The sequence below is a fragment of the Micromonospora sp. CNZ322 genome (genome assembly GCF_007827755.1).
The window spans coordinates 274,397-297,257 of the sequence record NZ_VITD01000009.1 but is presented as its reverse complement, the minus strand read 5'-3'; the positions used below and the strand labels follow the sequence as shown (position 1 = coordinate 297,257).

24 protein-coding genes are annotated in these 22,861 nt (G+C 68.3%); 13 read left to right on the top strand and 11 right to left on the bottom strand.

What is annotated here, in order from left to right:
- Positions 1 to 445: 445 nt before the first annotated feature.
- Positions 446 to 688: an acyl carrier protein gene (locus FB453_RS22390; protein WP_112583061.1), complete on the bottom strand. Its 243-nt coding sequence runs from the start codon at positions 686 to 688 to the stop codon at positions 446 to 448.
- 457 nt (positions 689 to 1,145) lie between these two features.
- On the opposite strand from FB453_RS22390, the gene FB453_RS35010 reads away from it, so the two are divergent.
- The 3 genes from FB453_RS35010 to FB453_RS22380 all read left to right on the top strand — a co-directional run bounded on the left by FB453_RS35010 (position 1,146) and on the right by FB453_RS22380 (position 2,636).
- Positions 1,146 to 1,355 carry an HflX-like GTP-binding protein gene (locus tag FB453_RS35010; RefSeq protein ID WP_486480379.1) on the top strand — a complete coding sequence of 70 codons (210 nt, stop codon included), beginning with the start codon at positions 1,146 to 1,148 and terminating at the stop codon, positions 1,353 to 1,355.
- Positions 1,352 to 1,624: an HflX-like GTP-binding protein gene (locus FB453_RS35005; protein WP_486480378.1), complete on the top strand. Its 273-nt coding sequence runs from the start codon at positions 1,352 to 1,354 to the stop codon at positions 1,622 to 1,624. Before FB453_RS35010 ends, FB453_RS35005 begins: the two co-directional genes overlap by 4 nt.
- 502 nt (positions 1,625 to 2,126) lie before the next feature.
- Positions 2,127 to 2,636 carry a winged helix-turn-helix transcriptional regulator gene (locus tag FB453_RS22380; protein ID WP_222431385.1) on the top strand — a complete coding sequence of 170 codons (510 nt, stop codon included), beginning with the start codon at positions 2,127 to 2,129 and terminating at the stop codon, positions 2,634 to 2,636.
- Between the two features lie 962 nt (positions 2,637 to 3,598).
- Here the strand turns inward: FB453_RS22380 and FB453_RS22370 are convergent.
- Positions 3,599 to 3,904 carry an acyl-CoA dehydrogenase family protein gene (locus FB453_RS22370; protein WP_486480377.1) on the bottom strand — a complete coding sequence of 102 codons (306 nt, stop codon included), beginning with the start codon at positions 3,902 to 3,904 and terminating at the stop codon, positions 3,599 to 3,601.
- Between the two features lie 418 nt (positions 3,905 to 4,322).
- Between FB453_RS22370 and FB453_RS22365 the strand changes: the two genes are divergently transcribed.
- From FB453_RS22365 to FB453_RS22355, 3 genes are all read left to right on the top strand, one after another.
- Positions 4,323 to 5,573: a quaternary amine ABC transporter ATP-binding protein gene (locus FB453_RS22365; protein WP_486480383.1), complete on the top strand. Its 1,251-nt coding sequence runs from the start codon at positions 4,323 to 4,325 to the stop codon at positions 5,571 to 5,573.
- Entirely contained in the window at positions 5,570 to 6,463 is an 894-nt protein-coding gene (locus FB453_RS22360; protein WP_112698939.1) for an ABC transporter permease, read from the top strand. Before FB453_RS22365 ends, FB453_RS22360 begins: the two co-directional genes overlap by 4 nt.
- Positions 6,464 to 6,542: 79 nt before the next feature.
- A complete protein-coding gene (locus FB453_RS22355) occupies positions 6,543 to 7,427 on the top strand; it encodes a glycine betaine ABC transporter substrate-binding protein (protein WP_145793084.1) in 885 nt (294 codons plus the stop codon).
- A gap of 252 nt (positions 7,428 to 7,679) precedes the next feature.
- Here the strand turns inward: FB453_RS22355 and FB453_RS22350 are convergent, their stop codons facing one another.
- Positions 7,680 to 8,333: a mechanosensitive ion channel domain-containing protein gene (locus FB453_RS22350; protein WP_186718446.1), complete on the bottom strand. Its 654-nt coding sequence runs from the start codon at positions 8,331 to 8,333 to the stop codon at positions 7,680 to 7,682.
- Between the two features lie 440 nt (positions 8,334 to 8,773).
- Here FB453_RS22350 and FB453_RS22345 point away from each other — a divergent pair, with 440 nt between their 5' ends.
- Positions 8,774 to 10,069, top strand: a complete 1,296-nt coding sequence (locus tag FB453_RS22345; protein WP_486480376.1) for a cation:proton antiporter — start codon at positions 8,774 to 8,776, stop codon at positions 10,067 to 10,069.
- Positions 10,070 to 10,271: 202 nt separating this feature from the next.
- Here the strand turns inward: FB453_RS22345 and FB453_RS22340 are convergent, their stop codons facing one another.
- Complete coding sequence (locus FB453_RS22340; RefSeq protein WP_145793078.1) at positions 10,272 to 11,873, bottom strand: ABC-2 transporter permease; 1,602 nt, start codon at positions 11,871 to 11,873, stop codon at positions 10,272 to 10,274.
- A complete protein-coding gene (locus FB453_RS22335) occupies positions 11,870 to 12,760 on the bottom strand; it encodes an ABC transporter ATP-binding protein (protein WP_145793076.1) in 891 nt (296 codons plus the stop codon). The genes FB453_RS22340 and FB453_RS22335 overlap by 4 nt, the downstream gene beginning before the upstream one ends.
- 271 nt (positions 12,761 to 13,031) lie before the next feature.
- Between FB453_RS22335 and FB453_RS22330 the strand changes: the two genes are divergently transcribed.
- From FB453_RS22330 to FB453_RS22320, 3 genes are read left to right on the top strand one after another with little or no spacing between them, the layout of a single operon-like run.
- Entirely contained in the window at positions 13,032 to 13,958 is a 927-nt protein-coding gene (locus FB453_RS22330) for an ABC transporter ATP-binding protein (protein WP_145793074.1), read from the top strand.
- Complete coding sequence (locus FB453_RS22325) at positions 13,936 to 14,724, top strand: ABC transporter permease subunit (protein ID WP_145793072.1); 789 nt, start codon at positions 13,936 to 13,938, stop codon at positions 14,722 to 14,724. The genes FB453_RS22330 and FB453_RS22325 overlap by 23 nt, the downstream gene beginning before the upstream one ends.
- Before the next feature lie 60 nt (positions 14,725 to 14,784).
- The gene (locus tag FB453_RS22320; protein WP_145793069.1) at positions 14,785 to 15,834 is read left to right on the top strand and encodes a helix-turn-helix domain-containing protein; all 1,050 of its coding nucleotides are present in this window, start codon (positions 14,785 to 14,787) and stop codon (positions 15,832 to 15,834) included.
- Positions 15,835 to 15,840: 6 nt separating this feature from the next.
- Here FB453_RS22320 and nhaA read toward each other — a convergent pair whose 3' ends face one another.
- From nhaA to FB453_RS22295, 5 genes are all read right to left on the bottom strand, one after another.
- Positions 15,841 to 17,160 carry a Na+/H+ antiporter NhaA gene (nhaA, locus tag FB453_RS22315; protein ID WP_145793067.1) on the bottom strand — a complete coding sequence of 440 codons (1,320 nt, stop codon included), beginning with the start codon at positions 17,158 to 17,160 and terminating at the stop codon, positions 15,841 to 15,843.
- A gap of 185 nt (positions 17,161 to 17,345) precedes the next feature.
- Positions 17,346 to 17,645, bottom strand: coding sequence for a BON domain-containing protein (locus FB453_RS22310; RefSeq protein ID WP_112583109.1), 300 nt, complete (start codon positions 17,643 to 17,645; stop codon positions 17,346 to 17,348).
- A gap of 168 nt (positions 17,646 to 17,813) precedes the next feature.
- Entirely contained in the window at positions 17,814 to 18,089 is a 276-nt protein-coding gene (locus FB453_RS22305) for a GlsB/YeaQ/YmgE family stress response membrane protein (RefSeq protein ID WP_112583110.1), read from the bottom strand.
- Between the two features lie 175 nt (positions 18,090 to 18,264).
- Positions 18,265 to 18,876, bottom strand: a complete 612-nt coding sequence (locus FB453_RS22300; RefSeq protein ID WP_145793065.1) for an STAS domain-containing protein — start codon at positions 18,874 to 18,876, stop codon at positions 18,265 to 18,267.
- Positions 18,877 to 19,027: 151 nt separating this feature from the next.
- Positions 19,028 to 19,432, bottom strand: coding sequence for an STAS domain-containing protein (locus tag FB453_RS22295; RefSeq protein WP_145793063.1), 405 nt, complete (start codon positions 19,430 to 19,432; stop codon positions 19,028 to 19,030).
- 155 nt (positions 19,433 to 19,587) lie between these two features.
- Here FB453_RS22295 and FB453_RS22290 point away from each other — a divergent pair, with 155 nt between their 5' ends.
- Genes FB453_RS22290 through FB453_RS22280 form a run of 3 tightly spaced genes read left to right on the top strand, consistent with a single transcriptional unit; the run spans position 19,588 to position 22,186 of the window.
- On the top strand, positions 19,588 to 20,277 hold the full coding sequence (locus tag FB453_RS22290) for a response regulator transcription factor (RefSeq protein ID WP_112583113.1): 690 nt from the start codon (positions 19,588 to 19,590) through the stop codon (positions 20,275 to 20,277).
- Entirely contained in the window at positions 20,274 to 21,629 is a 1,356-nt protein-coding gene (locus FB453_RS22285) for a sensor histidine kinase (protein WP_145793061.1), read from the top strand. The genes FB453_RS22290 and FB453_RS22285 overlap by 4 nt, the downstream gene beginning before the upstream one ends.
- On the top strand, positions 21,626 to 22,186 hold the full coding sequence (locus FB453_RS22280; protein ID WP_145793059.1) for a GerMN domain-containing protein: 561 nt from the start codon (positions 21,626 to 21,628) through the stop codon (positions 22,184 to 22,186). The genes FB453_RS22285 and FB453_RS22280 overlap by 4 nt, the downstream gene beginning before the upstream one ends.
- Before the next feature lie 260 nt (positions 22,187 to 22,446).
- Here FB453_RS22280 and FB453_RS22275 read toward each other — a convergent pair whose 3' ends face one another.
- Positions 22,447 to 22,842 carry a hypothetical protein gene (locus FB453_RS22275; protein WP_112583116.1) on the bottom strand — a complete coding sequence of 132 codons (396 nt, stop codon included), beginning with the start codon at positions 22,840 to 22,842 and terminating at the stop codon, positions 22,447 to 22,449.
- Positions 22,843 to 22,861 lie beyond the last annotated feature (19 nt).

Sequence of the window (22,861 nt, the reverse complement as noted above, 5' to 3'; positions counted from 1 at the left end):
ATCCTCAGCACCGCATCAGCATTGGTCACGCCTCATGATCCCTCGATGTGACGTCACCTGACCAGCCGACTCAAGATCGGCAGGACACGCCCTAGGCGGGTATCCGGATCTGCCGCTGACAAGGCTCGGCGATCGTGGGCGTGCTCCCCGGTCGACCGATGCGGCTGCGGGAGCCAGTGCTGGTGCCAACCAAAGCACTGAGCCGGCAGCTCACGATCGGCCGGCAGCCCGGTTTCGGGGGAGCAGGTTGCGAGCAGTGCCCTGAACGGCCTTGAACTGCGTCTAACGGCACCGAACGGCGCTCATAGGCGTGCTGCAGCCCAACGAGCACAACCGTTGCCAGGGCGTGTGCGGGGGATCAATCAGCGTACTGTGCGACTCGGTCCGCGTGAATGGGCGTCTCCGCAGTCTCGGCGCTGTCTGAGCCTGCGGAGACGCCGGTGGTTCAGCCGTTCTGCGGGCTGGTGTTGTCCGTGCCGCCGAGGCGGGCCAGGAACTCGTGGCACTTGTGGGCACGCGCGGAGTCCTCCGCCATGACCTGCTCGAAGAACGACGCGATCTCGTCTTGGCCGGCGTTCTTGGCGTCGCGGACGTATTGCCCGTAGTCGTGCCCCGCTTTGAGCGAGTGGTACTGCACGGAGATGAGGTCGAACGTCACGTCGTCGAAGCCGGTTTCTCCGGTAGCCATGTGCTCTCCTTCCCCTCAGGGCCGCGTTCGCACGCGTCGTCCAGTAGTCCTACCCATGCGGACGTCGTGCACTCCCGAAACCTCATGCCACGGCGGTGGTGCACTCCAACGCCGGCAGTCATGACGGTGTCAGGCTCTGCCGAAGACGGCACCGCTCTCTGAGCGCGCAGGGCGGCGGTGCTGTCTGCCGGCCCGTTGTCGGGCCCGTTCTTGAGACCATCTCGCTGCCGGGGGGGCTACGCCTCGTGCGCGGGGGACTGGTGCCGGCGCCACCAAGGGCCGACGCGGCGATCGCGGGGCAGTCGACCAGCCGGGCTGGGAGCGGGTGGCCGGCATGGTCGCTTCCGGCGGGGGTAGGTGACACGCACCTGAGACGAGGTGAGGTGGGACCACGGCCGGATCGTGGCTGCTGGGGCCGGACACCGGTGGCCAGGGCGAGCGCCCGACGGCGGTTCTGGTGGCGATACGTGACGACGGCGCAGCCGACAGCGGTCCCGGCTCGCAGACCTCGCTGACCGAGCTGCGCCGGCTCGCCGCCACCGACGGCCTGACCGTCGCCGACGAGGTGGTGCAGAGGCGGCCAAACCCCGACCCGGCGACCTACGTCGGCTCCGGCAAGGTCGACGAACGGCCGCGCTGGCCGAAAGCGCACACGCCGACCTGGTGATCGCCGACGGCGAACTGACCCCCGGTCAGGTACGCAACCTGGAGGAACGCGTTGGCGTGCGGGTGGTCGACCGCACGGCGTTGATCAGGCCGTGTTTGGCGGCGAGCGTCAGGACGGCGGCACCGACCTCGTCTGCCCGCGACCAGATGCACGAGAGGGTCAAAATCGCGTCGGAACGCTCGGGAGTCATGCTCCACACTCCGAGCCGGTCGATGTCATCATCGCCGAGACTTTCCAGCGGTGGGAAGCGGTGGAGCAGTGCTTCATAGAACCGCCCTACGGCGGGATGCGCGGCGAACACTTCTTGTGCGCCGTCGCCCCAGCGCTCCAGCTTTGCTCGCGCCTCGGCCGCAGTGACTGGTTGGTCCTCGTGCCAGACCTACAGGTCAAAAGTCACCGCAACCCCAAAGTGCCTCAGCCAGACCGGCGACGACAGCCTAGGTCCCGCGACCGTGCCCGAGAACCCGTGCACGGTCTGCCCGGACCGTGATCGCAACGGACAGCGTGGCCAGCAGTACCGACACCTCCTTGAGTTCGACGAGATGTCGCGATCCGTTGTTGGTGAGGCTTCAGCGGTGCGGCGATGGCATCCATCTGCGCAGCGGCCAGCCGTGTCTCGGCGGCGGCCCACGGGACGGCCTGGGACTTCTCATTGCTGTAGCGCCGGTCGAGCTGCTCGGTCGTCGGTCTCACCGCCCCCCCGAAACTGATTGCAGTTCGAAAGTGGTCGCGGTCACGCTAGCGCGACCGGTTGCGAAGTACCATCAGCGCGTGGGAGAGCGCAGGTCGGGATGCCCGATCAATCTGGCGGTCGAGGTGCTCGGCGATCGGTGGTCGCTGGTGGTGCTGCGCGACATGATGTTCGGAAACCGGCACTACTTCCGCGAGCTGCTGACCGGCTCCGAGGAGGGCATCGCCTCGAACATCCTCGCCGACCGGATGCGGCGCCTGGTCACCCACGGCCTGCTGTGGCGCACGGACGACGAGACCCACCGCCAGAAGATCCGCTACAGCCTCACCGAGGCGGGCGTGCAGCTCGTCCCGGTGATGGCCGCGCTGGGCTCGTGGGGCCGGCTGCACCTGTCGGCCAGCCACGAGCTCTCCGTGCGCGCCGAGCTGCTCGAGCAGGGCGGCCCCGAACTGTGGGACCGCTTCATGGACGAGCTGCGCGAACAACACCTCGGCATCCCCCGCCCACCGGGCACCCCGTCGGCCTTCGCCGAGCTGCAGGCGGCGTACGAGGCCGCAGTCGCCGGCGGCGCTCTCGAAAAGACATCATGAAGCCGCTGCTCACCGACTCTGGCATCCAGAACGCCAGCTCGGCGAGGACACCCACCACGCCTGTCCTGAACGGCCTTGAACTGCGTCCAACGGCATCGAACGGCGCTCAACTGCACCCACCCCTGCCTGAGGCTCCATGTTCTGCAGGTCAGAGTGGGTGCGGCGTCCTGTTTCACCGCGGAGTGCCCTGCGGTTTCGGGCAGCAGTCGACAGTTCTCCATGTTGCCTGGCGGGGGAGCGCGCGCAGGTCACGGTGGTAAGGAGCTGCTGGGTGGCCTGACCTTGCAGCATGCTAGCGATCGACATCAAAATCCGTCACAGTGGAACAAACGAACGCGAGCCGAACTCGATTTGCCTACCGCCGTTGCAGTATTAGGCCGAAGCCGTCCTCCTGGAGGTCAGGGCCCCAGTCATCGCGGCATTCCAAGAACGCGGCGTGCAGGCGGACAGTCGGCAGAATCAACTTGGGCATGCGGTCCCTGATCCTTTGCAGAGTGCTCCACGGTTCTGCACACCAGTCGACGAGGCCACTCCACGCGACCCTTCCTCGTGGCGCTCCCTCGCTCCACGGTGGACGTGCCCTCGTCCGGCGCGGCGACACGGCACTCGACCACCGCCCGGCCCGCTTGACACGGCATAAGGCCAGGTGTTGACTTGCGGTTATGAGACGGGCTTCAGCAGAAGAACAAAATCTTTTGCCCGGTCGAATGTGGCTGACCGCCAGATTTCTGCTCCGTCGTGGTACTACGCGATAATCGGAGTGATCGCGGGCGCTGCAATTGTGGCGAGTGCTTTTTTGTCGCAGTGGATCGCGGGCATATTTCTCGTCGCTGCAGCTCTATGTGTGGAAGTGACTAGCCGTATCGGGGCGAAGTCCTCCGGAACCAGTCTGCCCATTCCGGTCAGCGCTGTAGGCGTCGGTTATCTGGTAGCCCTGGCGGTAGTGCTGATCGGGTCCTTAATCATTGTGTGGACCGTGGTGCGTCCTGATGCCGGCCGGGTTCCTCGCTCAGGATTGCGAAGTGCAGCCAGGCGGCCGGGATGGCGAAACCGTCCACCAGCGTTCGCAGGTGCGGGCGTAGCTCCTTGAGCAGTGCATTGACCACGCCCGTAATGGCCTTGGCCCGCACCGGCGTCAGCCGGCCGTGCTCCAGGAACCAGCCCTTGTTGGCCTCGATGACGCTGAGCGCGTACAGGTCACGAACGCGGGAGAGTAGCGCCCAGACCGCGGTGTCTTCGAACCCGGCCGCAATCGGAAGCTGCGGCACTGCGCCGAAGATAAGAGTACGCGATCGAGCCACGATGGAATATGACAGTTGTATGACAGTTCTCTATCAACCCCAACAAATTCTGGAACTGCTCTCCCCGGTCGGGCGGCGACCCGCCGGTGGGAGGCGTTCCAGCGGGACGATCGACGCAGGCTGCATCAATCCTGCCTGGTCTGGCCGCTGTGGGCGATGGGTTGCGCAACATCCCCCGGACGACCAGTCCGGCACCGGTACTCGCAAATTTTTGTGTGCATATCCACAACCCTGCGGTGCCGACTGGATTTGTGGCGAGACCGTCGGTAGGTTTCGCCGCCGGGCCTATGTGACCCGCGGAATGTGATCGATGTTGATATCGACGAAGAGACGCGAAGATGGTGCCGGTGATGCGATACACCAGCCGGTTTCCGTCGAGAGGGGGATCGTGTCCGCGCTCATAGTGCAGTCGCTCTACAAGATTTTCGGCAGCCGGGCTGACGAAGCGGTACGACGCCTGGCGGACGGCAAGCCGCGCGCCGAGGCGCTCGCCGGGCTGCCGGCCACGGCCGCGGTGATCGATGCGAACTTCGAGGTACGCCCCGGCGAGATCTTCGTCGTCATGGGCCTCTCCGGTTCCGGAAAGTCGACCCTGATCCGGATGCTCAACGGCCTGCTGCAGCCCACCAGGGGAAGCGTGCGGGTCGATGGGGTCGAGTTGACCACGCTCAAGCCGGCGGCGCTGCGCAAGCTGCGCCGCGAGAAGATCAGCATGGTGTTCCAGCACTTCGCGCTCATGCCGCATCGGACGGTGCTGGAGAACGCCGGGTACGCGCTGGAGGTCGCTGGGCTGCCCAAGGCCGAGCGGCGTGAGCGGGCCATGGACGCGCTGCGCATGGTGGGCCTGACGGAGTGGGCGGACAACCTGCCGCACGACCTTTCCGGCGGCATGCGGCAGCGGGTCGGGTTGGCCCGCGCGCTCGCGGCCGGAACCGAGATCCTGCTGATGGACGAGGCGTTCTCGGCGCTGGACCCGCTGATCCGCCGGGAGATTCAGGACCAACTCCTGGAGCTGCAGGCCGAACTTGGCAAGACGATCATCTTCATCACGCACGACCTGAACGAGGCCATGCGGCTCGGCGACCGTATCGCGGTGATGCGGGACGGTCGGATCGTTCAGATCGGCACCGCCGAGGAGATCCTGACCGACCCGGCCAACGACTACGTGGCGCAGTTCGTCGCCGACGTCGACCGGACCCGGATCCTCACCGCCGCGTCGGTGATGGAGAAGCCCCAGCAGGTGCTCGACGTCAACGCCGGCCCCCGGGTCGCCGCCAAGGCGTTGCGGGAAAGCCAAACCTCGGTGGTCTACGTGACCGGTCCGATGAAAAAGTTCCTCGGCACGGTCACCGAGGACGAGGTGTGGCGGGCGCTCCGCGAGGGCCGTCCCCACCTCGACGGTTACGTGTCGACCGAGCGGGTCCGCACTGTCACCGCGGACACCTCGGTGGCCGACCTCTTCGCCGACTGCGCGGAAAGTCAGCACCCGGTGGCCGTCCTCGACGAGCGCGACCGGCTGATCGGGGTGATCCCCCGGATCACCCTGCTCAGTGCGCTGGCCGCCGCGACCCCGGACGAGCCGACACAGGGCCAGGACCAGGTGGACCTGGTCGGAACGAAGGGAGAGCCGGCATGAGCCTGACGCAGTCGCCGCTGGACAGTTGGCTGCCCCGGGTGCCGCTGGGTGCCTGGACCGAGTCCGCCGTCGACTGGGCCACCGGCGCCCTCGGCCCGTTCTTCGACGGTGTCGCCGCCGTGGTCGAGGCGTTGGTGCGACCGCTCAACGACCTGCTCACCGGCGTACCGGCCGTGGTGGTCGTTCTGGTGCTCGCCGGGCTCGGCTGGTGGCTGCGCGGGTGGAAGTTCGCCCTCGGTACCGCGGTCGGCCTCGGCCTGGTGGCCGGAATGCCGTACTGGGAGGAGACCATGAGCACGCTCGCGCAGGTGCTCGTGGCCAGCACTCTGGCGTTGCTGATGGCTGTCCCGCTGGGTGTGCTCGTCGCCGAGAACAAGCGGGCCTCCGCGGTGGCCCGGCCGGTGCTGGACCTGATGCAGACCATGCCCGCGTTCGTGTACCTCATTCCGGCGATCTTCTTCTTCGGCATCGGCACCGTGCCGGGCGTGCTGGCCACCCTGGTTTTCAGCATGCCGCCCGGCGTCCGCCTGACCGAGTTGGGTCTGCGCCAGGTCGACAAGGAAATCGTCCAGGCCGCCGAGTCCTTCGGTGCGCCGCCGTGGATGGTGCTGCTGCGGACCAAGCTGCCGCTCGCACTGCCCACGATCATGACCGGCGTCAACCAGGTCATCATGCTGGCCCTGTCCATGGTGGTTATCGCCGGCATGGTGGGCGCCGGCGGCCTCGGCGACGTGATCATGTTCGCGTTGTCCCAGGTGGAGGTGGGCAGCGGCTTCGAAGGTGGGATCGCCGTCGTGATCCTCGCCGTGGTACTCGACCGCCTCACTGACTCGGCGGGCGACCGTTTCCCGTCCGCCCGGGCGCAACGCCTCGCGCGGCAGGCCGCCTGACCGTCGCTCTCCGCCGGCAATTCCGTTTCCCGCCTACGCGGGGTCAGCCGGCATACCCGAAAGAGGAAGGACAACCCTTTTGTTCACGACACTGAAGCGCGCTCTCGCGCTCACGGTGACCGCCACCCTGGCTCTCGGTGGTGCTGCCGCCTGCAGTGAGCAGGACGACGCGTCCGACAGCGGCAAGAAGATCACCATTGGTTACATGGCCTGGGACGAGGCGATCGCGGCCTCCCACCTGTGGCAGGACATCCTGCAGGACAAGGGCTACGAGGTCGAACTCAAGAACCTGGAGGCCGGTCTCGTCTACGGCGGTCTCGCCAACGGCGACATCGACCTGTTCCTGGACAGCTGGTTACCCCAGACGCACGCCTCCTACCTGGAAAAGTACGGCGACAAGCTGGAAAAGCTCGGCGTCTGGTACGACGACGCCAGCCTGAGCATCGCCGTGCCGAAATACGTCGAGGGCGTCAACTCGCTGGCTGACCTGGCCGGCAAGGCCGGCAGCTTCGACGGGGAAATCATCGGGATCGAGCCGGGTGCAGGTCTGACCAAGGCCACCCAGGAGAAGGTCATCCCCGAGTACGGCCTGGACGGCAAGCTGAAGCTGAAGACCTCCTCCACCCCGGCGATGCTGGCCGCCTTGGACGGCGCGATCGCCGACAAGAAGCCGATCGTTGTCACCCTCTGGCACCCGCACTGGGCCTACGCCAAGTACGAGTTGAAGGACCTCGCCGACCCCAAGGGCACCCTCGGCCAGGCCGAGCAGATCAACACACTCGCCCGCACCGGCTTCGGCAAGGACTTCCCCGAGGTCACCGCAATGCTGAAGAAGTTCAAGATGGACGGTGAGCAGCTCGCGTCCCTGGAGGACCTGATGTTCAACACCCACAAGGGCGACGAGGAGAAGGCCGTCGAGGAGTGGCTGAAGGCCAACCCGGACTTTCCCAACACGCTCTCCTGAAACCGCATGACTCGTGGGGCCCTGCCGATTCGGCGGGGCCCCTCGTCGTCTCCGCCAGTCGCTCGACGGCGCGTCACGAACGGGCACGGCGAGCCGTCACGAAAACGGGCCGCAAGCGTCATCGATTCGTCGTCTAGTCCCGGCCGTTCCTTGGGTAGCGAACAAGAATCAGACGCCACGGAAGGAGCAGCTCATGCCACACGACATGACGGCGATTCTGGTCAAGCTCAGTGACTCCGGGCGTGCATGTCGTTATTGACGTGTAGCCGAGCTGCGGTACCACTGCACGCCGTTGGCCGCGAGGTCGCGTCCGGCCCTCGCGACCCCGGCGAGGTGGAGGCCCTCGGGGGTCATGCGTCGGCGCTGTTGATCTGAGCCCAGACCGTCTTGCTGTCGCCGAAGGCAAAGAAGCGTCAGTCGTTTGCCAGGGCGCTGATGATGGGTAGACCTCGGCGCCTTCGGCCGGATGGCCCAGATCCGCCACCGTCGTTCGCGCCGTGCATGTTGCCGTGGTCGGTGATCGCCACAGCTGCGCGGTGTGCCTGCGGTCTGGTCCCGGACGCTGGTTCTCAGCGAGCCCGGCAGGGCGCTAACCGTGATGTCGACCTCGGTTCCGGCATGTTGAATGCGGTCACCGACGCGGTACTGCCGTCCGGTGAGGATGCTGATCCATCCGGCGAACGCGCCGATGACCTCCTGCATGGCCAGCGCGAGACCGGCGGCGAGCAGGCCGACGACCACGCCGATCCGGCCGGCGAACGGCTGCCACAGCAGCGCCAGTGCGAACAGCAACACCACGACGGTCAGGTAGTGCACTGCCTTGCGTAGGTAGTAGCGGTTGCTGGGGTCGGCGACGCGCAGGGTGGCCAGGCGACCGGCGACTCCGGCGAGGACGACGGCCAGCACGATCAACACGACGCTGGTCACGAGGCGACCACCCACGCAGCTCGTGTCCCAGACAGCCTCCAGCAACCGCTCCATACTGCATGCCCATCCTCGGCGGCAACAGCCGGTTGATGTCCCTTGCGTTGGTTCAACCATAGGCAGCCGTCTGCGGCGGAATCTCGGGAAACGCCCTGGTGCGGGGCAAGCCCAGCCGGAAGAGTGGCGAGGTCCGGACGGCTGACCTGGCGGGACGGCCACCGCCTCGGGCCGCGCTGGATGCCGTTGTCGTACCGGGCCTGATCGCTGTCGTCGGTGAGGCCGCCGAGCGTCCCGGCCACCGCCGTTGCGTTCCCGCACGCCGAGAACGGCACCGTCGGCGGGCCGTTATGATCTGCGAAGTCTGTGGAGCGCCGGGAAGTCTGGTCGGCACCGTGTTGAACCCTGCGACCCGGAGGTTTCCTGTGCTGCTCCTCTGCTTCGCCGCTGTCCTGCTCGCCGCCGTGCTCGTGTCGGCGCTCGCGCACCGGACGATCCTGTCCACGGCGGCGTTGTTCCTGGTCGCCGGGTTCGTCCTTGGTGAGGACACCACCGGGGTGTTGCACCTGCAGGCCGACTCGCCGATCGTGGCTCAACTGGCCGAATTGGCCCTGTTCGCGGTGCTGTTCAGCGACGGGATGCGCGTGGGCTGGGCGGATCTGCGTAGCGCGTGGCGGCTGCCCGGCCGGGCGTTGGGCTGGGGTCTGCCGCTGACGCTGCTGGTGACCGCAGTGCTGGCGCATTATGTGGCCGGGTTGGGCTGGGCGGAGGCCCTCCTGATCGGGGCGATCCTGGCGCCCACGGATCCGGTGTTCGCGGCCGCGTTGGTCGGCAACGACAAGGTGCCCGCGCGGCTGCGGCACCTCCTCAATGTCGAGTCCGGGGTGAACGACGGACTAGCGCTGCCGTTCGTGGTGGTGCTGCTCGCGGTCGCGGCCGGCTCCGACAACCTGCACCTGGGTGAGTTGACCACTGAACTGGCCGTCGGCCTGGCGATCGGGGTGCTGGTGCCGCTGGCGGCGCTCGCGCTGGAGCGAACACGCTTCTTCGCTGCCTCGGCGGCGTACGCGCCGCTGAACGGGGTCGCGATCGGGCTGCTGGTGCTGGCGCTCGGCAAGGCTACCCACGGTAATCTGTTCCTTGCCGCGTTCGCTGCCGGTATCACTGTCGCGACCTTCGGGCCCCGGGAACGTGCGGCGTTCGAGCATTTCGGGGAGAACATCGCCGAATTGCTCAAGCTGGGGGCGCTGCTGGTGTTCGGTGCCCTGATCTCGGTGGAGTTCCTCGGCGACATCTCCTGGACCGGTTGGGTCTTCGCCGTTCTGGCCATCGTGGTCGCCCGTCCGATCGCACTGTGGATCTCCTTCCTGCGCTCAGGGCTGAGCCTGCGGGAGCAGGCGGCCGCCATGTGGTTCGGGCCCAAGGGCTTCGCCTCGGTGGTCTACGGCCTGCTGGTAATCGAGTCCGGCATCGCCGCAGCCGACGAGATCTTCCACCTGGTTGCGCTCACGATCGTCATCTCGATCCTGGCGCACTCCTCGACCGACGTCGTGATCGCTCAGGCCTTTGACGACACCCGCGACACGCCCAACTGGCACGACGCGCTGCGCCGGGTGCGTCGACGGATAGCGGTCCCGAGTCGGCCTGACGGCGACCCTGCGGCGATTGCCGCACCGGACATCGACGGTGAGGCCGAGGACGGTCAGGCAAACGCGAAGTAACGGAGCGGGTGGCGCTGACGGCGATGACGTTGCCACCGAGGCCGACGTCAAGCGCGAGCGCCACCATGGCAGGGGATGACGGCAAGGTCACGGCTCGCACGATGACTCCGGCGCTCTGAGACGCCACCGAGCCGGCGGTCTGCAGGTGGGTGACGCGACGTCTGAGTGCGGCCAACCCTTACCGTGTTTGTGATGGGGCTGGTCACGCACTCAGGTCACGTCGGCGGTAGCCGACTGTGCCGGCGACCACTCCTGCCGCGGCGATGCCGACCATCACCAACGCTGCGAACCGGGCCGGTGCGGTGGTCGGTACCGCGGCCAGGTGCGCGAACGGGGACAGCGCACGGATCCAGGTGGGCGCGTTGATGCTGTCGGCGATGACCTGCCAGATGAACCCGCCAGCGGCCGGGAGGGCGCCGATCGCCGCGACGGCGCGCGGTGCCCATCCGATCGCCAGGACAGCAGCTCCCAGACAGAGCAGCACGACCGGCACGACGTTCCAGGCCCCGGCGAGCGCGTCGCCGACCCCAAGGCCGGCCTGAACAGTGGTAGTACCGGCCCACATGGCGATGCCCGCGACCGTGATCAGGACCAGCGCGGCGCAGCCAGCGACGACTGCCTCGGCGCCCAACAGCCGTACCCGGGTCACCGGTGCGGCCAGCAGCAGGGTGAGACGCCGGGCGTTCTCGTCCCCGGCGACGGCGGCGAGCCGCACGGCGACGAACACCCCGACCGGAACGGCCAGCAGCGCGTACAGGGTGGCCGCGTAGCCCTCGACCGTGCCGAGGGCGGGGAAGCCGGCCTGGGCCGCCAGGGTCGCGAACTCGGGATTGCCGGTCAGGAATTCGGTCATGGACCGGGCGATCAGGCCCAGGAGCAGGAAGTACGCGCCGATCCCGGCCGACCACGCGACCAGCGGCCGCGTGGTGCGCCGTACCGCGAAAGCGACCACCGAACCGAGCAAGGCGGTACGCGCCGGCCGGCTGCCGGCCGTAGCAAGAATCCCCGCGCCGACGTCACGCCGCGCCGCGAGCCGACCGGCCAAGGCCAGTAGCAGCAATGCGGCGCACGTCAGCACCGACACGGGTAGCCCTCGATTGGTGTCGAACGGGCGGGTGAGCGCCAAGAGCCCGATCGGGGACAGCCACCGGAGCCAGGCCAGCGTGGGTACACCGTCGCCGACCATCCGCATGAGGAGCCCGACGACCAGGACGCCGGCCGCGACGCCGTTGGCCGCCGACCGGCTGACGAACAGCTGCGCGGTGACGCCCCCGACGGCGACGAAGAAGAGCCCGATGGCAGCGAGCCCGGTTCCGTGCAACAAGGAACCCGGGGCGTCCACTCCCGTAGCGATCATCGCCGCCGCGGTCGCCGCTCCGACGAGGACCGGTACGACGGCCAGGACACCGAGGTGCTGGCGGACAGCCTCGGCGAGGGTGGTGGGGCCGGACAGCAAGAGACTCCACCGGCCGGCGTCCTCCTCACCACGGGTGATCCGGGTGGCGGCGAGCATTGCCCACACGCCGAGCAGGACGGCCAGGACGGTGCCTGTGCGCCACACCGTGAACCCGCCTGCCTGGTCGAGTGCGATCGGTTCGCCGAAGAGGGTGCGGATCGCGGGGTTGCGGGCCAGCGCCGCCAGGGCGGTCGGATCCAGCGCGTCCGTGCGGTAGCCAGCCACCACCAGGGCGGAGATGCCCGCACATACGGTGGTCACGACCAGGGCGCCGTGGCGTACCTGGCGCGCTGCGAGCCCTCTCAGTGCCCGCTGCGGGTGGGCTGCTGTCGTTGTGGTCGCGGTCATCGGGCGTTCTGCCCGTAGTAGGCGAGGAAAATCTCCTCCAGGCTCTGCTCGCGGACGACGATCGTTGCCACGTCAGCGTCGGCCAGGGCGCGCAGCGCGGCGGCGGGGGAGCCGTTCAGGGTGAACCGCACGGTCGTGGCGCCATCGCTGTGCAGGCCGTCGACGCCGAGGACGCCGGTGAGGTCCGGTGGCGCGCCGGTGAACGTCGCGGCCACCTCGGTCTGGTGCAGTCGACGCAGCTGCGCGACGGACGCCACCTCGACCAGTTCGCCAGCGCGCAGGATGCCGACGCGGTCGCAGACGGCCTCGACCTCGGCGAGCTGGTGGGAGCTGAGGAACACCGTCTGCCCGTTGTCGCGGGCAACCCCGACCGCCTGCCGGAACTGCATTTCCATGAGCGGGTCCAGGCCGCTGGTTGGCTCGTCCAGCACCAGCAGAGGCGCCCGGGTGGCGAACGCCGCGATTAGAGCGACCTTCTGCCGGTTGCCCGTCGAGTAGGTGCCGGCCGGTTTGGACACATCGAGTGCGAATCGTTGGACGAGCTCGTCGCGGTAGGCGGTGTCCGTGCCAGGGCCGATGCGGGCAAGTAGGTCCAGCACCTCCGCACCGGTCATTCGTGGCCACAGCGCCACGTCCGCAGGCACGTAGGCGAGCCTGCGGTGGGCGGCGGCGACGTCCGTGGCGTCGTTGTCGAAGATCCACGCCTGTCCGGAGGTGGGTCGGGCAAGGCCGAGTAAGAGCCGGATCGTGGTTGATTTTCCGGCGCCGTTGGGGCCGAGAAACCCGAACACCTCGCCGGCCGCGACGTCGAGGGTGAGGTCATCGAGGGCGAGTAGCCGCCCGTACCGCTTGGACAGATTTTCGGTGCGCAGGGCAGAAACGCCCATCGGAGCCTCCAGGAGCCGCAGCACGACATGACCTGCCGACCAGACTTCCCGGCGCACCTGACCTGAGAGTACTCCCGGCAGCCAAGGCTCGGGGACCGCCCGGCTGCACGGTACGAACGGCCTTGGCGCCGCAGGGAGCATCGTCAAGGATGGTGCGGGCCCACACTGGCGGCGTTCGGGCTGTGGTTTCCGATGTCCGGCAACGGCATCAGCGAGTTGTCGGCCGGATGCGGACCTGATGCCCGGCCGGAAAGCCGACGACGATGTGGGCATGACAAGCGACATCGCTCTACTCACCGAGGACCTGACCAAGTTCTATGGTCAGCGTCGCGGTATCGAGGGGCTCAGCCTGGAGGTTCGGGCCGGGGAGGTGGTGGGTTTCCTGGGACCGAACGGAGCGGGGAAGACCACCACGATCCGGCTGCTGTTGGACTTTCTGCGCCCGACTCGTGGACACGCGTCTGTGCTCGGGCTCGACCCGCGCAGGGACAAGGCCGCGCTGCACCGTCAGATCGGCTATCTGCCCGGCGAGCTCGTGTTTCCCGGGCGGGACAAGGCGGAAGATCTGCTGCGTTTCTTCGCCGCGGCACGTGGCGGCGTGGCCTGGTCGCAGGTGACCGAGTTCGCGGAGCGGCTCGACCTGGACCTCTCGCGCTCGGTACGGACGATGAGTAAGGGCAACAAGCAGAAGGTCGGGTTGGTGCAGGCGTTCATGCATCGGCCGGCGGTGCTGGTCCTGGATGAGCCGACCAGTGGGCTGGATCCACTCATGCAGCAGGAGTTCCTGGCCATGGTCCGCGACGCCAGTGTTGCTGGGCAGACCGTCTTCATGTCCTCTCATGTCCTGGCCGAGGTGCAGCAGGCGGCCGACCGGGTCGCCATCGTCCGCGACGGCCAGTTGGCAGCGGTCGAGCGCGTTGAGTCACTGGGGAAGCGGGCGGTCCGCGCCGTCGAGATTCATTTCGATGACCCGGTGGACCCGGCAGAGTTCAGTGTCCTGCCCGGAGTCAGTGACGTGGTGGTGTCCGGGCCGGTGCTGAAATGCACCGTTGACGGCCGCATCGACCCGCTGATCAAGGCGGCGGCGCGTCATGAGGTGGTGGACATGTTGTCGGCCGAACCCGACCTGGAAGAGACGTTCCTGTCGTTCTACTACCACGGGGAAGGAGCCGGCGATGCTTCCCGCGCTGGTGCGTAAGACCTGGCGTGACGACCGCCTGGCACTGATCGGTTGGGCCGGTGGCGTCGCCGCTTTCACCGCCATCTACACCTCGTTCTACAGCCAGTTCCAGGGTGCCGCGGAGCTGAAGCAGGACGCGCTGCCCCAGGGCATGCTGGACTTCCTCGGCATCGCCGACATGCTGTCACCCGCCGGCTATCTGCAGGCGACCATCTTCAGCCTGGTCGGCCCACTGCTGGTCCTGATGTGCGCCATCACGCTGGCAGCCCGCACGATCGCTCGGCCGGAGGAGGACGGCGGCATGGAGCTGATGCTGGCCAATCCGGTCTCGCGAGCCGCTTTCGCCTGGCAACGGGTGGCCGCCGCCGGCAGCGCGCTCACCGGGATCGCCGCCATCCCCGGGATCCTGCTGATGATCATTGTCCCTGGGATCGGCATGGACATCCCCCTGTCCAACGTCGCCGCCGCGTCCGCCGGCCTGGTCGCCCTGGTGTGGAGCTTCGCCGGCGTCGCCTTCCTCGTTGGCGCCGCCACCGGAAAACGTGCTCCGGTCCTCGCGATCACCGGTGGCCTTGCCGTGGCCACCTACATGGCCAACGCCATCGGCGGCATGCTCGACGGGTGGCACTGGGTGCGATGGCTGTCACCGTTTCACTACTTCATCGGCACTGACCCGCTACACACCGGCTGGCACCCGACCGAGCTTCTCACCCTCGTGCTCCTCGGTGCGGTAACCACGATCGCCGGAGTCATCGTGTTCGACCGCCGCGACATCGGTGTGTAAACCTGAGGCTGGTGGCCTCCGGTTACCGGCGGCCCCCAGCACGCCGACAAGGAACAGCCCATGAGCGACGACAATTGGCTGGCGGCCAACTGCCAGGATCTGCTGTACGTCCCGGCTGGTGCCCGGCCTCAGGCAGCGGTCAACCTGGGTGCCCGCGCAGCGGATGAAGGGCTGACGCTGCGCGAGCTCGTTACCGGCCTGCTAGATGCCACCACTGCCCACTGGAACGCCACCCCGGTCGCGTCGACCGACACCGCCGTCGCCGTGCATTCCCGCGCCGAGACACTGCTGGACACCGCCCGTGTCCTGCTCACCGACGCCGTGGACGGGTACACCCGGCAAAACCGTGTCGAGCTGGATCGTCACGACAACGAACGCGCCACCTTCGTCAACGACCTACTCACCGGCCGCGCCGACCCGGGCGGACTGGCCGAGCGCGCACACCGATACGGCATCCGCCTGTCGGCCACCCACACCGTCCTCATCGCCCGTGCGGCCGGCCTGACTTCCGGCATCACACACCGCATCGATGCCGTACTTGCCTCCAGATTCGGCGAAGGCAACACCCTCACCACCCTGCGCGACGGCGATTTGGTCTGCATCAGTGCTGGCGGTCTGCGCGGCATCGCGGCCGAACTCGCCCACCTGCTTCTGACCGAACTCGGTGCGGGCAACTGGCAGATCGCCGTCGGCCGCACCCAACCTGGTGTGCACGGTTTGGCCACGTCCCTCGACGAGGCCCGCCAAACCCTCGACTACGCCGTCAGGCTCGGCTTCAGCACGCCCGTACTCAATGCTGCCGACCTGCTGGTTTTTCCCGTGCTGCTGCGTGACCGCGACGCCATCACCGACCTGGTGACCACGGTCCTCGGGCCACTGACCACGGCTCGCGGCGGTGCCGCCCCGTACCTGGAAACCCTGACCGTGCTCTTCGACAACCAGGGCAACCACACCGCGACCGCTCGGCAGATGCACCTGTCTGTCCGCGCGATCACCTACCGCCTTGACCGCATCCGCGACCTGACCGGCTACCACCCCGGCGAAGCCACCCAACGGTTCACCCTGCAAACAGCCGTACTCGGCGCTCGGCTGCTCGGCTGGCCACCGTAGCCGAGCTCAGGACGGCCTTGTCGTGGTCGGCTGCTCCTCGTAGACGTCCGGCACCCCGTCGGCGTCGCTGTCGCGCTCCTCCAGTGCGCAGACACCCTGGTAATGCCGGTTACGAGCGCGTAGGACGACGGTTGCCAGCAGCGCCGACAGCAGTGACCCGAGCAGAACGCCAATCTTGGAGTGGTCGTCGCGTTCGGTGCCGGCGCCGAACGCCAGCTCGCCGATCAACAGCGACACCGTGAACCCGACCCCGGCCAGCAGCGCCAACCCCACCATGTCCCACCAGGCGAGCCCTTCCGCGAGCCGGGCCCGGGTGAACCGCTGCACGAGCCAGGTGGCACCGAGGACGCCAGCCGCCTTGCCCACCACCAACCCCACCATCACGCCCAGGGCGACCGAGTCGGTCAGGGTCGCGCCGAGGCCACCCGCCCCGGCAACCGAGACTCCGGCGGCGAAGAACGCGAAAACCGGGACCGCGACCCCGGCTGACAGGGGCCGGATGCGGTGTTCGAAGTGCTCCGCCAGGCCAGGGCCAGGCCCCGGCTTGCGGCGTAGCACCGGAACGGTGAAGGCCAGCGCGACCCCGGCGACGGTGGCATGCACGCCGGAGGCGTGCACCAGCGCCCACGTCGTGACCGCCAGCGGTAGCAGCAGCCACCAGGACCGCACCCGGCGCTGAACCAGCAGACCGAACAGCGCCATCGGGGCCAGAGCGAGCAGCAGCGGCCCGAAGTGCAGGGCACTGGTGTAGAAGACCGCGATGATCACAATGGCCAGCAGGTCGTCGACCACCGCGAGGGTGAGCAGAAACGTGCGCATCGCCGAGGGCAGGCTGGTGTTGATCACGCCGAGCACGGCGAGGGCGAACGCGATGTCCGTGGCGGTCGGGATCGCCCATCCGGTCAACGCCCCGTCGCCGGCCCCGACGTTGAACGCCACGTAGATCAGCGCCGGCAGTGTCATTCCGCCGAGCGCGGCGGCGACGGGCAGCATCGCTCGGCGGGGCTCGCGTAGATCACCGGCGACGAACTCGCGCTTGAGCTCCAGCCCGGCGACGAAGAAGAAGATCGCTAGCAGGCCATCGGCGGCCCACTGCGCCAATGAGAGGTCCAGATGCAGCGCCTCGGGGCCAACGGTGACGTCGGCGAGTAAGCGGTACGCGTCGGACCAGGGCGAGTTCGCCCAGGCGAGAGCGAGCACGGCGGCGACCAGCAGCAGCACCCCACCGACCGTTTCGGTCCGGAGAATGTCTCCGATCCGGCGTACCTCAGGCCAACTCCTGCGGCTGAGCAGGAGTGGCGTGCCGTTAGCCGGGGGGCGGCTCATCGTGGTCCTCCGGTGGGGTCGGTAACGAAATCGCCGACCAGTCTTCCCGGCACACCGGCTACTACGTTAGCCAAACGACGACCATCAGCCTGTCACCGCGCCTGAGAACGGGAGCGTGTCATCCACGGCTAGGCAGCGTGCAGCCTGACCGGTCATTCGCGCCTTCGACGTGGCTCTGAGCCGTGTCACCGGTGGCTACGCCGCGGGCCGCTGAGCCGCAGTGTGTTGCAGATGTCGAAGACGCCCGGCACGTCGTAGGCGAGGTCCGCCGCGACCTGCCGCGCGTTCGCGTTACTCACCACGCCGGCGAGGATGACGACTCGGTTCTGCACGGCGACGGTGATCTGTTGGCGCCGCGTGGTCCAGTCGATGCTCAATCGCTGCGCGACCAGCGCCTCAAGTCTCAGGTCCTCATGGTCCGGCTCGGGCTGGCGCGAGGTGTCGGCGAACCAGTTCTCATCGGGCAACGGCCATGGCATGTACACGGTCAGCTCCTTGATTGTGACGAGGCCGGACGGGATAGGGACGGCGAGCCAGTGACGTCCTCAGGCCGGTCAGAAACCCGATCGGATGGAACTCATGAACTTGAACGGAAACCGGCCTGACCGTGCTTGGGCCTGGCCTTTTGGTGCTGGCGCTGCGTCGTCTCCGGTTCAGGGGGAGTCGGATGGGTCGGGCCTGGCGGTGGCCACGACGAGTACAACGCCGATGCCGGCGAGGCCGGCTTGGACGACCAGGTTCAGGAGGTTGAGGGTGCTGGTATCGACACCTGCGAGACGGGCGACAATGCTGCCCGCCAGCGCGGCGACCACCCCGACGGACACTGTCAGCCAGATCGGGGCCTCCTGGCGTCCTGGGACGACGAGCCTGCCGAGCAGGCCGACAGCGACGCCGACGAGGAGCGCGGTGACGAGACCAACGATGCTCATGGGCTCCCTCGGATCTCCTTCAAGTACGAGTGCTACGACAATTGAGGGCCGGTTCTCAAGATTCGCCGCGCCATCAGCGGCCATTCGAATGGCCACTGGCTTCTTGTGATCCGATGCCAGGGGTGTCGGTTGTCGCTACCGGCGGCGAGGATGCCTTCGGTCCGGAGGAGCGCGATCAATAACGGGTGGCGGCGGTGGCGGTTGGCCGTTCCGACACCGACCCCTTGGACAGTTGGGCGAGGGCGTCTTCGCGGCTGTCGAAGATGGGGAAGGCTCCGTCCAGGCGCATCGTGTGCAGGACGGTGCGGATGAACCGCGACGGTGCGGCCAGGCAGAGGGTGGCCCCACGATCTCGGGCTTCGCGGTGGGCGCGGACGAGGTGACCGAGGCCGGTGGAGTCGATGAGGTGTACTCGGCTCAGGTCGACCACGACGTGTCCGCCCATGTCGGCTGCGTGCCGCAGGGCGGTGCGCAGGGTGTCCCCGGTGTCGAGGTCGACGTCACCGCCGGCGGCGACAACGGTCACGTCGTCGAGGTGGTCGATGCCGAGGATGCCACCAGGACCGTGGTCGCCGCACGACGCGTTGCCGCCACCAGGGAGCGGCAGCAGACTGCAGTGCGGGCAGCGGTGCGGGCCGGTGGCGAACGGGGAACCGCTCCAACCCTGTTCGGACACCAGGGTCCAGACGACCTCGGCATCGGGGAGCACGCACGCGGTGGCCTTGACGCTGTCGCCGCAGGCGTCGCAGATCAGGGTCATCAGGTGGTCGTCCGGGACAACGGTCATTCTGCTGGTCCTTCCTGGGGCCATGTCTACCGATGGGGTGGGACACGGCGATCGTGCAGAGCTGATGCGGAGGCCGGCTCTCGAGCGTGATGTTTCCGGCGCTGATAGCCGTTGCGCCCGATGGTGGGCAGGGAAGCCCGCTGGGCGGTCGTCAGTGAGCGACTTTTACCGAGGCGCGACCATGAGCGACCAGCGTCGGCTGTGTGCGGATGGGTGCCTGCCCGCCGGGCGACGACGACGGGGCAGTGTCGACGACCGGCAGGATCTTGTCCAGGCGGGCGGCCTGCAGGATGCGCCGGATGCGCGGGTTCGGATCGCGGACGGTGAGCACCCCGTCGGCACGGGCCAACCGCCGGTGCACATCGAGGAGGAGGCCGATGGCAGCGGCGTCAATGTGCCGGCACCCAGACAGGTCGACCACCACCTGTGCGGGATGCAGGGCGAGCAGGCGGTCGAACACGGCTCCGGTCGCCGGCAGGCAGGCAAGGTCGAACTCCGCGACGCGCACCTCGACCAGCGGCAGCGTGCATGGCGTGGTTGCCAGTGGCCCTGTCACAGGCACACCCCTCTCCCTCCGCGGATCCGGTCGCCTGTCACCCTGCCGGGCGGGTTTGGCGGCCACCACGCAGATCTGTGACAGTTCCGTGACAAATCAGCCAACCGGCCGCCACGGTTGGCCTCCGAGCCGGTCCGCTGGGGATGATGCCGGGTATGACGGCCGTACTGGTGATCGAGGACGACGACCGCATCCGCTTGGCGTTGTTGCTCGCACTGGAGGACGAGGGTTACGACGCGGTGGGCGCGGCCACGGCCGAGGAGGGGCTGCGCGCTCAGCGCCGCGACCCCGCCGACTACGTGCTGGTCGACCTGATGCTGCCCGGTCTCGACGGCTTCGAATGCATTCGGCAGCTGCGCCGTGACGACGATGTCCCGATCGTGGTGGTCAGCGCCCGCGACGACACCCACGACATTGTCGCCGCCCTGGAGGCTGGCGCCGACGACTACGTCGTCAAGCCGGTGGCGATCAAGGAACTGACCGCTCGGCTGCGCGCCCTGCGTCGCCGGGCCCGTAGCGGCGTCGCAGGGCACACGCCGGAGCCGGTGCCAGTGCTCGTGGTCGGCGAGCTGGAGATCAGCCCAGACGGGGGAGAGGTGCGCCGAGCCGGCCAACCCGTACCGGTCACCCGTACCGAGTTCCGGCTGCTGTGTGAGCTGGCCGAACACGCCGGCCGGGTGCTGTCCCGCCAGCAACTGCTCGAACGGGTCTGGGGGTACGACAGCGGCGACGAACGGCTGGTCGACGTGCATGTCGGCCGGCTGCGGCAGAAGATTGAGTCGGACCCGGCGAACCCGCGGCACCTGGTCACCCTGCGGGGCCTGGGCTACAAGCTGCAGCGATGAGACGCCTCGGGCTGCGTACCCGGGTCACCGCCGCGTTCGCGGTCGGCGCGCTCCTGCTCTCGGCGTCGATGGCCCTGGTCTCGTACGAGCTGACCCGCCGCTCCCTGATCGACGAGCGGGAACGCGCCGCCCTGCGCGCCGCGTACTTCGACGCGACCGTCGTCCGCGCCGGGATCGACACCGAGACACCCGACGTCGTACAGGTGCTTCGGTCGCTGGACACGGGCGGGAGTCGGCGGCCGGTGCTGCACCTGGACGGCGAGTGGTATGCCCGCACCGCCGACCCCGGCACCACCGCCGCCATCCCTGTCGAGCTGCGCCGGGTCGTCACCGCCGGCAAACCCGCCGTGCAGCGGGTACGCGTCGACGACCAGCCCGCCTTGGTCGTCGGCGTGCCTCTGTCAGCGACGGCGACGTACTTCGAGGTCAACTCGCTGCGCGAGCTGGAACAGACTTTCCAGGTCCTGGCGCTCGCGCTGACCACCGTCGCGATCATGGTCGCCGGATCCGGCGCGGCCCTGGGCTGGTACGCCACCCGGCACGGGCTGCGCCCGCTGACGGCGGTCGCCGACGCGGCGGAGAAGATCGCCGCCGGTGATTTCACCGCCCGGCTGGACCCGGCCACCGACCCTGACCTGACCCGGTTGTCCTCGTCGTTCAACCAGATGGTCGACCAGCTCGCCCGGCGCATCGAGCGGGACCGGCGCTTCGCCGCCGACGTCAGCCACGAGCTGCGCTCGCCGCTGCAGACTCTCGCGGCGGCAGCCAGTGTTCTGGCCCGTCGTCGGGAACAGCAGGACGAGCGAACGGCGATCGCGGCGGGGCTGGTCGCCGACGAGATCGACCGTTTTCAGCGGCTCGTCAACGACCTGATCGACCTGGCTCGTAGCGACCAGCCCGCCCACCGTGCTCCCGTCGACGTCGTGGCGCTGGCCAGGGACGCCTGCCATGCCCTGGACCTGCCCGCGTCAATCGTCCGCCTCGCACCAGAGGTGTCCGCGACGTGGCTGGTCGAGCGGCGGCGTGTCGCGCAGGTGCTGGCGAACCTGTTGGACAACGCCGTCACCTATGGGGGTGGGCCGACGTGTGTCCTGCTCGATCGCGACGGCAGCGCGGGCGTCATCGAGGTCGACGACGACGGTCCGGGTGTGCCCCTCGAGGACCGTGAGGTAATCTTCGACCGCTTCGTTCGAGGGCGAGCCGCCCACACCCGGGGTGCCGGCGACGGCACCGGACTCGGCCTCGCGCTGGTCGCCCAGCACGCCACCGCACACGGCGGACACGTTACGGTCACCGACCGCCCCGGCGGGGGCGCCCGCTTCCGCATCACGCTGCCGGAGAGCCTGACGTGAACCATCGCCGATTTCTCGCCGTGGGGCTCGTCGCGCTGCTGACCGGCTGCGGCATCCCCACCGACAACGGCCCCCGCCCCGTACAACCGCCGCGCGGGCCGTTCCCGACCTCCGACCCCGCCGACACTGCGCCGGCCGGCCCGGCCACCGAAACCCTCTGCCTGGTTCGCGACAACCGGATCGTCCCGGTGCTCCGGCGCGTGGACCGCCTACCCACCATCGAGGACCACCTGCGGCACCTGCTCGCCGGACCCACCGAGGCCGAACGCGACACCGACCTGACCAGCGCACTGCCGGGGGCGGTCAACGCCGCCGGTGCGACAGTGACCGGCACCCAGGCGCGCGTCACGGTCGACGAACCCGGCGATGACGCCGGGCGCAGCGACGAAGTCCTCGCCTTCGGGCAGATCGTCTGCACTCTCACCAGCCGCGATGACGTCACCAGCGTGACGTTCCTGCGCGACGGCAGGCCGTTGGGCGTGCCCCGCGCCGACGGTTCACTGTCCGAACAGCCGCTCAGCCGAGCCGACTACGCCCCACTGATCACCCCACGGTAAGCCGGCCCACGTCGGGATGGCGGCCCACGAAAGGAGGTACACCCAGGGCTCATAACTGTGTGCCATCGCTCACCGCTCAGATGCGATGACGATCGAAAGAACCTGGCGTTGCTCCGACCGGCCGGGACGCTTGTCCCGCAAACCATTGGCCGGCAGTGACGATGTCGCCGCCAGTGCCGGCCTGGCCGCACAGGTCTTGCATGGCGACCGTACTTCTCGGCGATGTGCGGGCCTGCTGGCAGACGCTGATTGTCGGCGGGCTACAGGTTGTTGATTCGGGCCAGTAGGTCTGCCTCGGTCAGGTTTTCCAGGACCGCGTCCTGCTTGCGGCCCAGGACCGCCAACAGCTTCTCCTTCTCCAGCTTCTTGGCCGCCGCCTCCTTCGCCGCCTGGTCCTCCGTGAGGCGGACGGCGATGACGTGCTTGACGACCTCCAGCTTGGTCTCCAAGGTTGCCTTGGCCGGATTGGCCTCGGTGGCCACGAACGACTCGGTGTCGACGGCCTTGAGTTCGGCGTTGACCGCCTTGGCCACATCATCGAGGCTGAAGCCGGACCTGGCGGTCAGCGGAAGCTCCCACAGCTGTTCCGTGGTCAGCAGTCCCTTGGCCGACGGATAGCGGAACTTCTCCCGTGTGGCCTTCTCGAAAATGGTCACGGTAGCCTCTCTGGAATAT

Bases quoted from the DNA above. Each gene is read 5' to 3' on its own strand.
- FB453_RS22390 (WP_112583061.1), bottom strand. From the start codon at position 688: ATGGCTACCGGAGAAACCGGCTTCGACGACGTGACGTTCGACCTCATC.
- FB453_RS22360 (WP_112698939.1), top strand. From the start codon at position 5,570: ATGAGCCTGACGCAGTCGCCGCTGGACAGTTGGCTGCCCCGGGTGCCG.
- FB453_RS22340 (WP_145793078.1), bottom strand. From the start codon at position 11,873: ATGACCGCGACCACAACGACAGCAGCCCACCCGCAGCGGGCACTGAGA.
- FB453_RS22335 (WP_145793076.1), bottom strand. From the start codon at position 12,760: ATGGGCGTTTCTGCCCTGCGCACCGAAAATCTGTCCAAGCGGTACGGG.
- FB453_RS22330 (WP_145793074.1), top strand. From the start codon at position 13,032: ATGACAAGCGACATCGCTCTACTCACCGAGGACCTGACCAAGTTCTAT.
- FB453_RS22325 (WP_145793072.1), top strand. From the start codon at position 13,936: ATGCTTCCCGCGCTGGTGCGTAAGACCTGGCGTGACGACCGCCTGGCA.
- FB453_RS22320 (WP_145793069.1), top strand. From the start codon at position 14,785: ATGAGCGACGACAATTGGCTGGCGGCCAACTGCCAGGATCTGCTGTAC.
- nhaA (WP_145793067.1), bottom strand. From the start codon at position 17,160: ATGAGCCGCCCCCCGGCTAACGGCACGCCACTCCTGCTCAGCCGCAGG.
- FB453_RS22305 (WP_112583110.1), bottom strand. From the start codon at position 18,089: ATGAGCATCGTTGGTCTCGTCACCGCGCTCCTCGTCGGCGTCGCTGTC.
- FB453_RS22300 (WP_145793065.1), bottom strand. From the start codon at position 18,876: ATGACCGTTGTCCCGGACGACCACCTGATGACCCTGATCTGCGACGCC.
- FB453_RS22290 (WP_112583113.1), top strand. From the start codon at position 19,588: ATGACGGCCGTACTGGTGATCGAGGACGACGACCGCATCCGCTTGGCG.
- FB453_RS22285 (WP_145793061.1), top strand. From the start codon at position 20,274: ATGAGACGCCTCGGGCTGCGTACCCGGGTCACCGCCGCGTTCGCGGTC.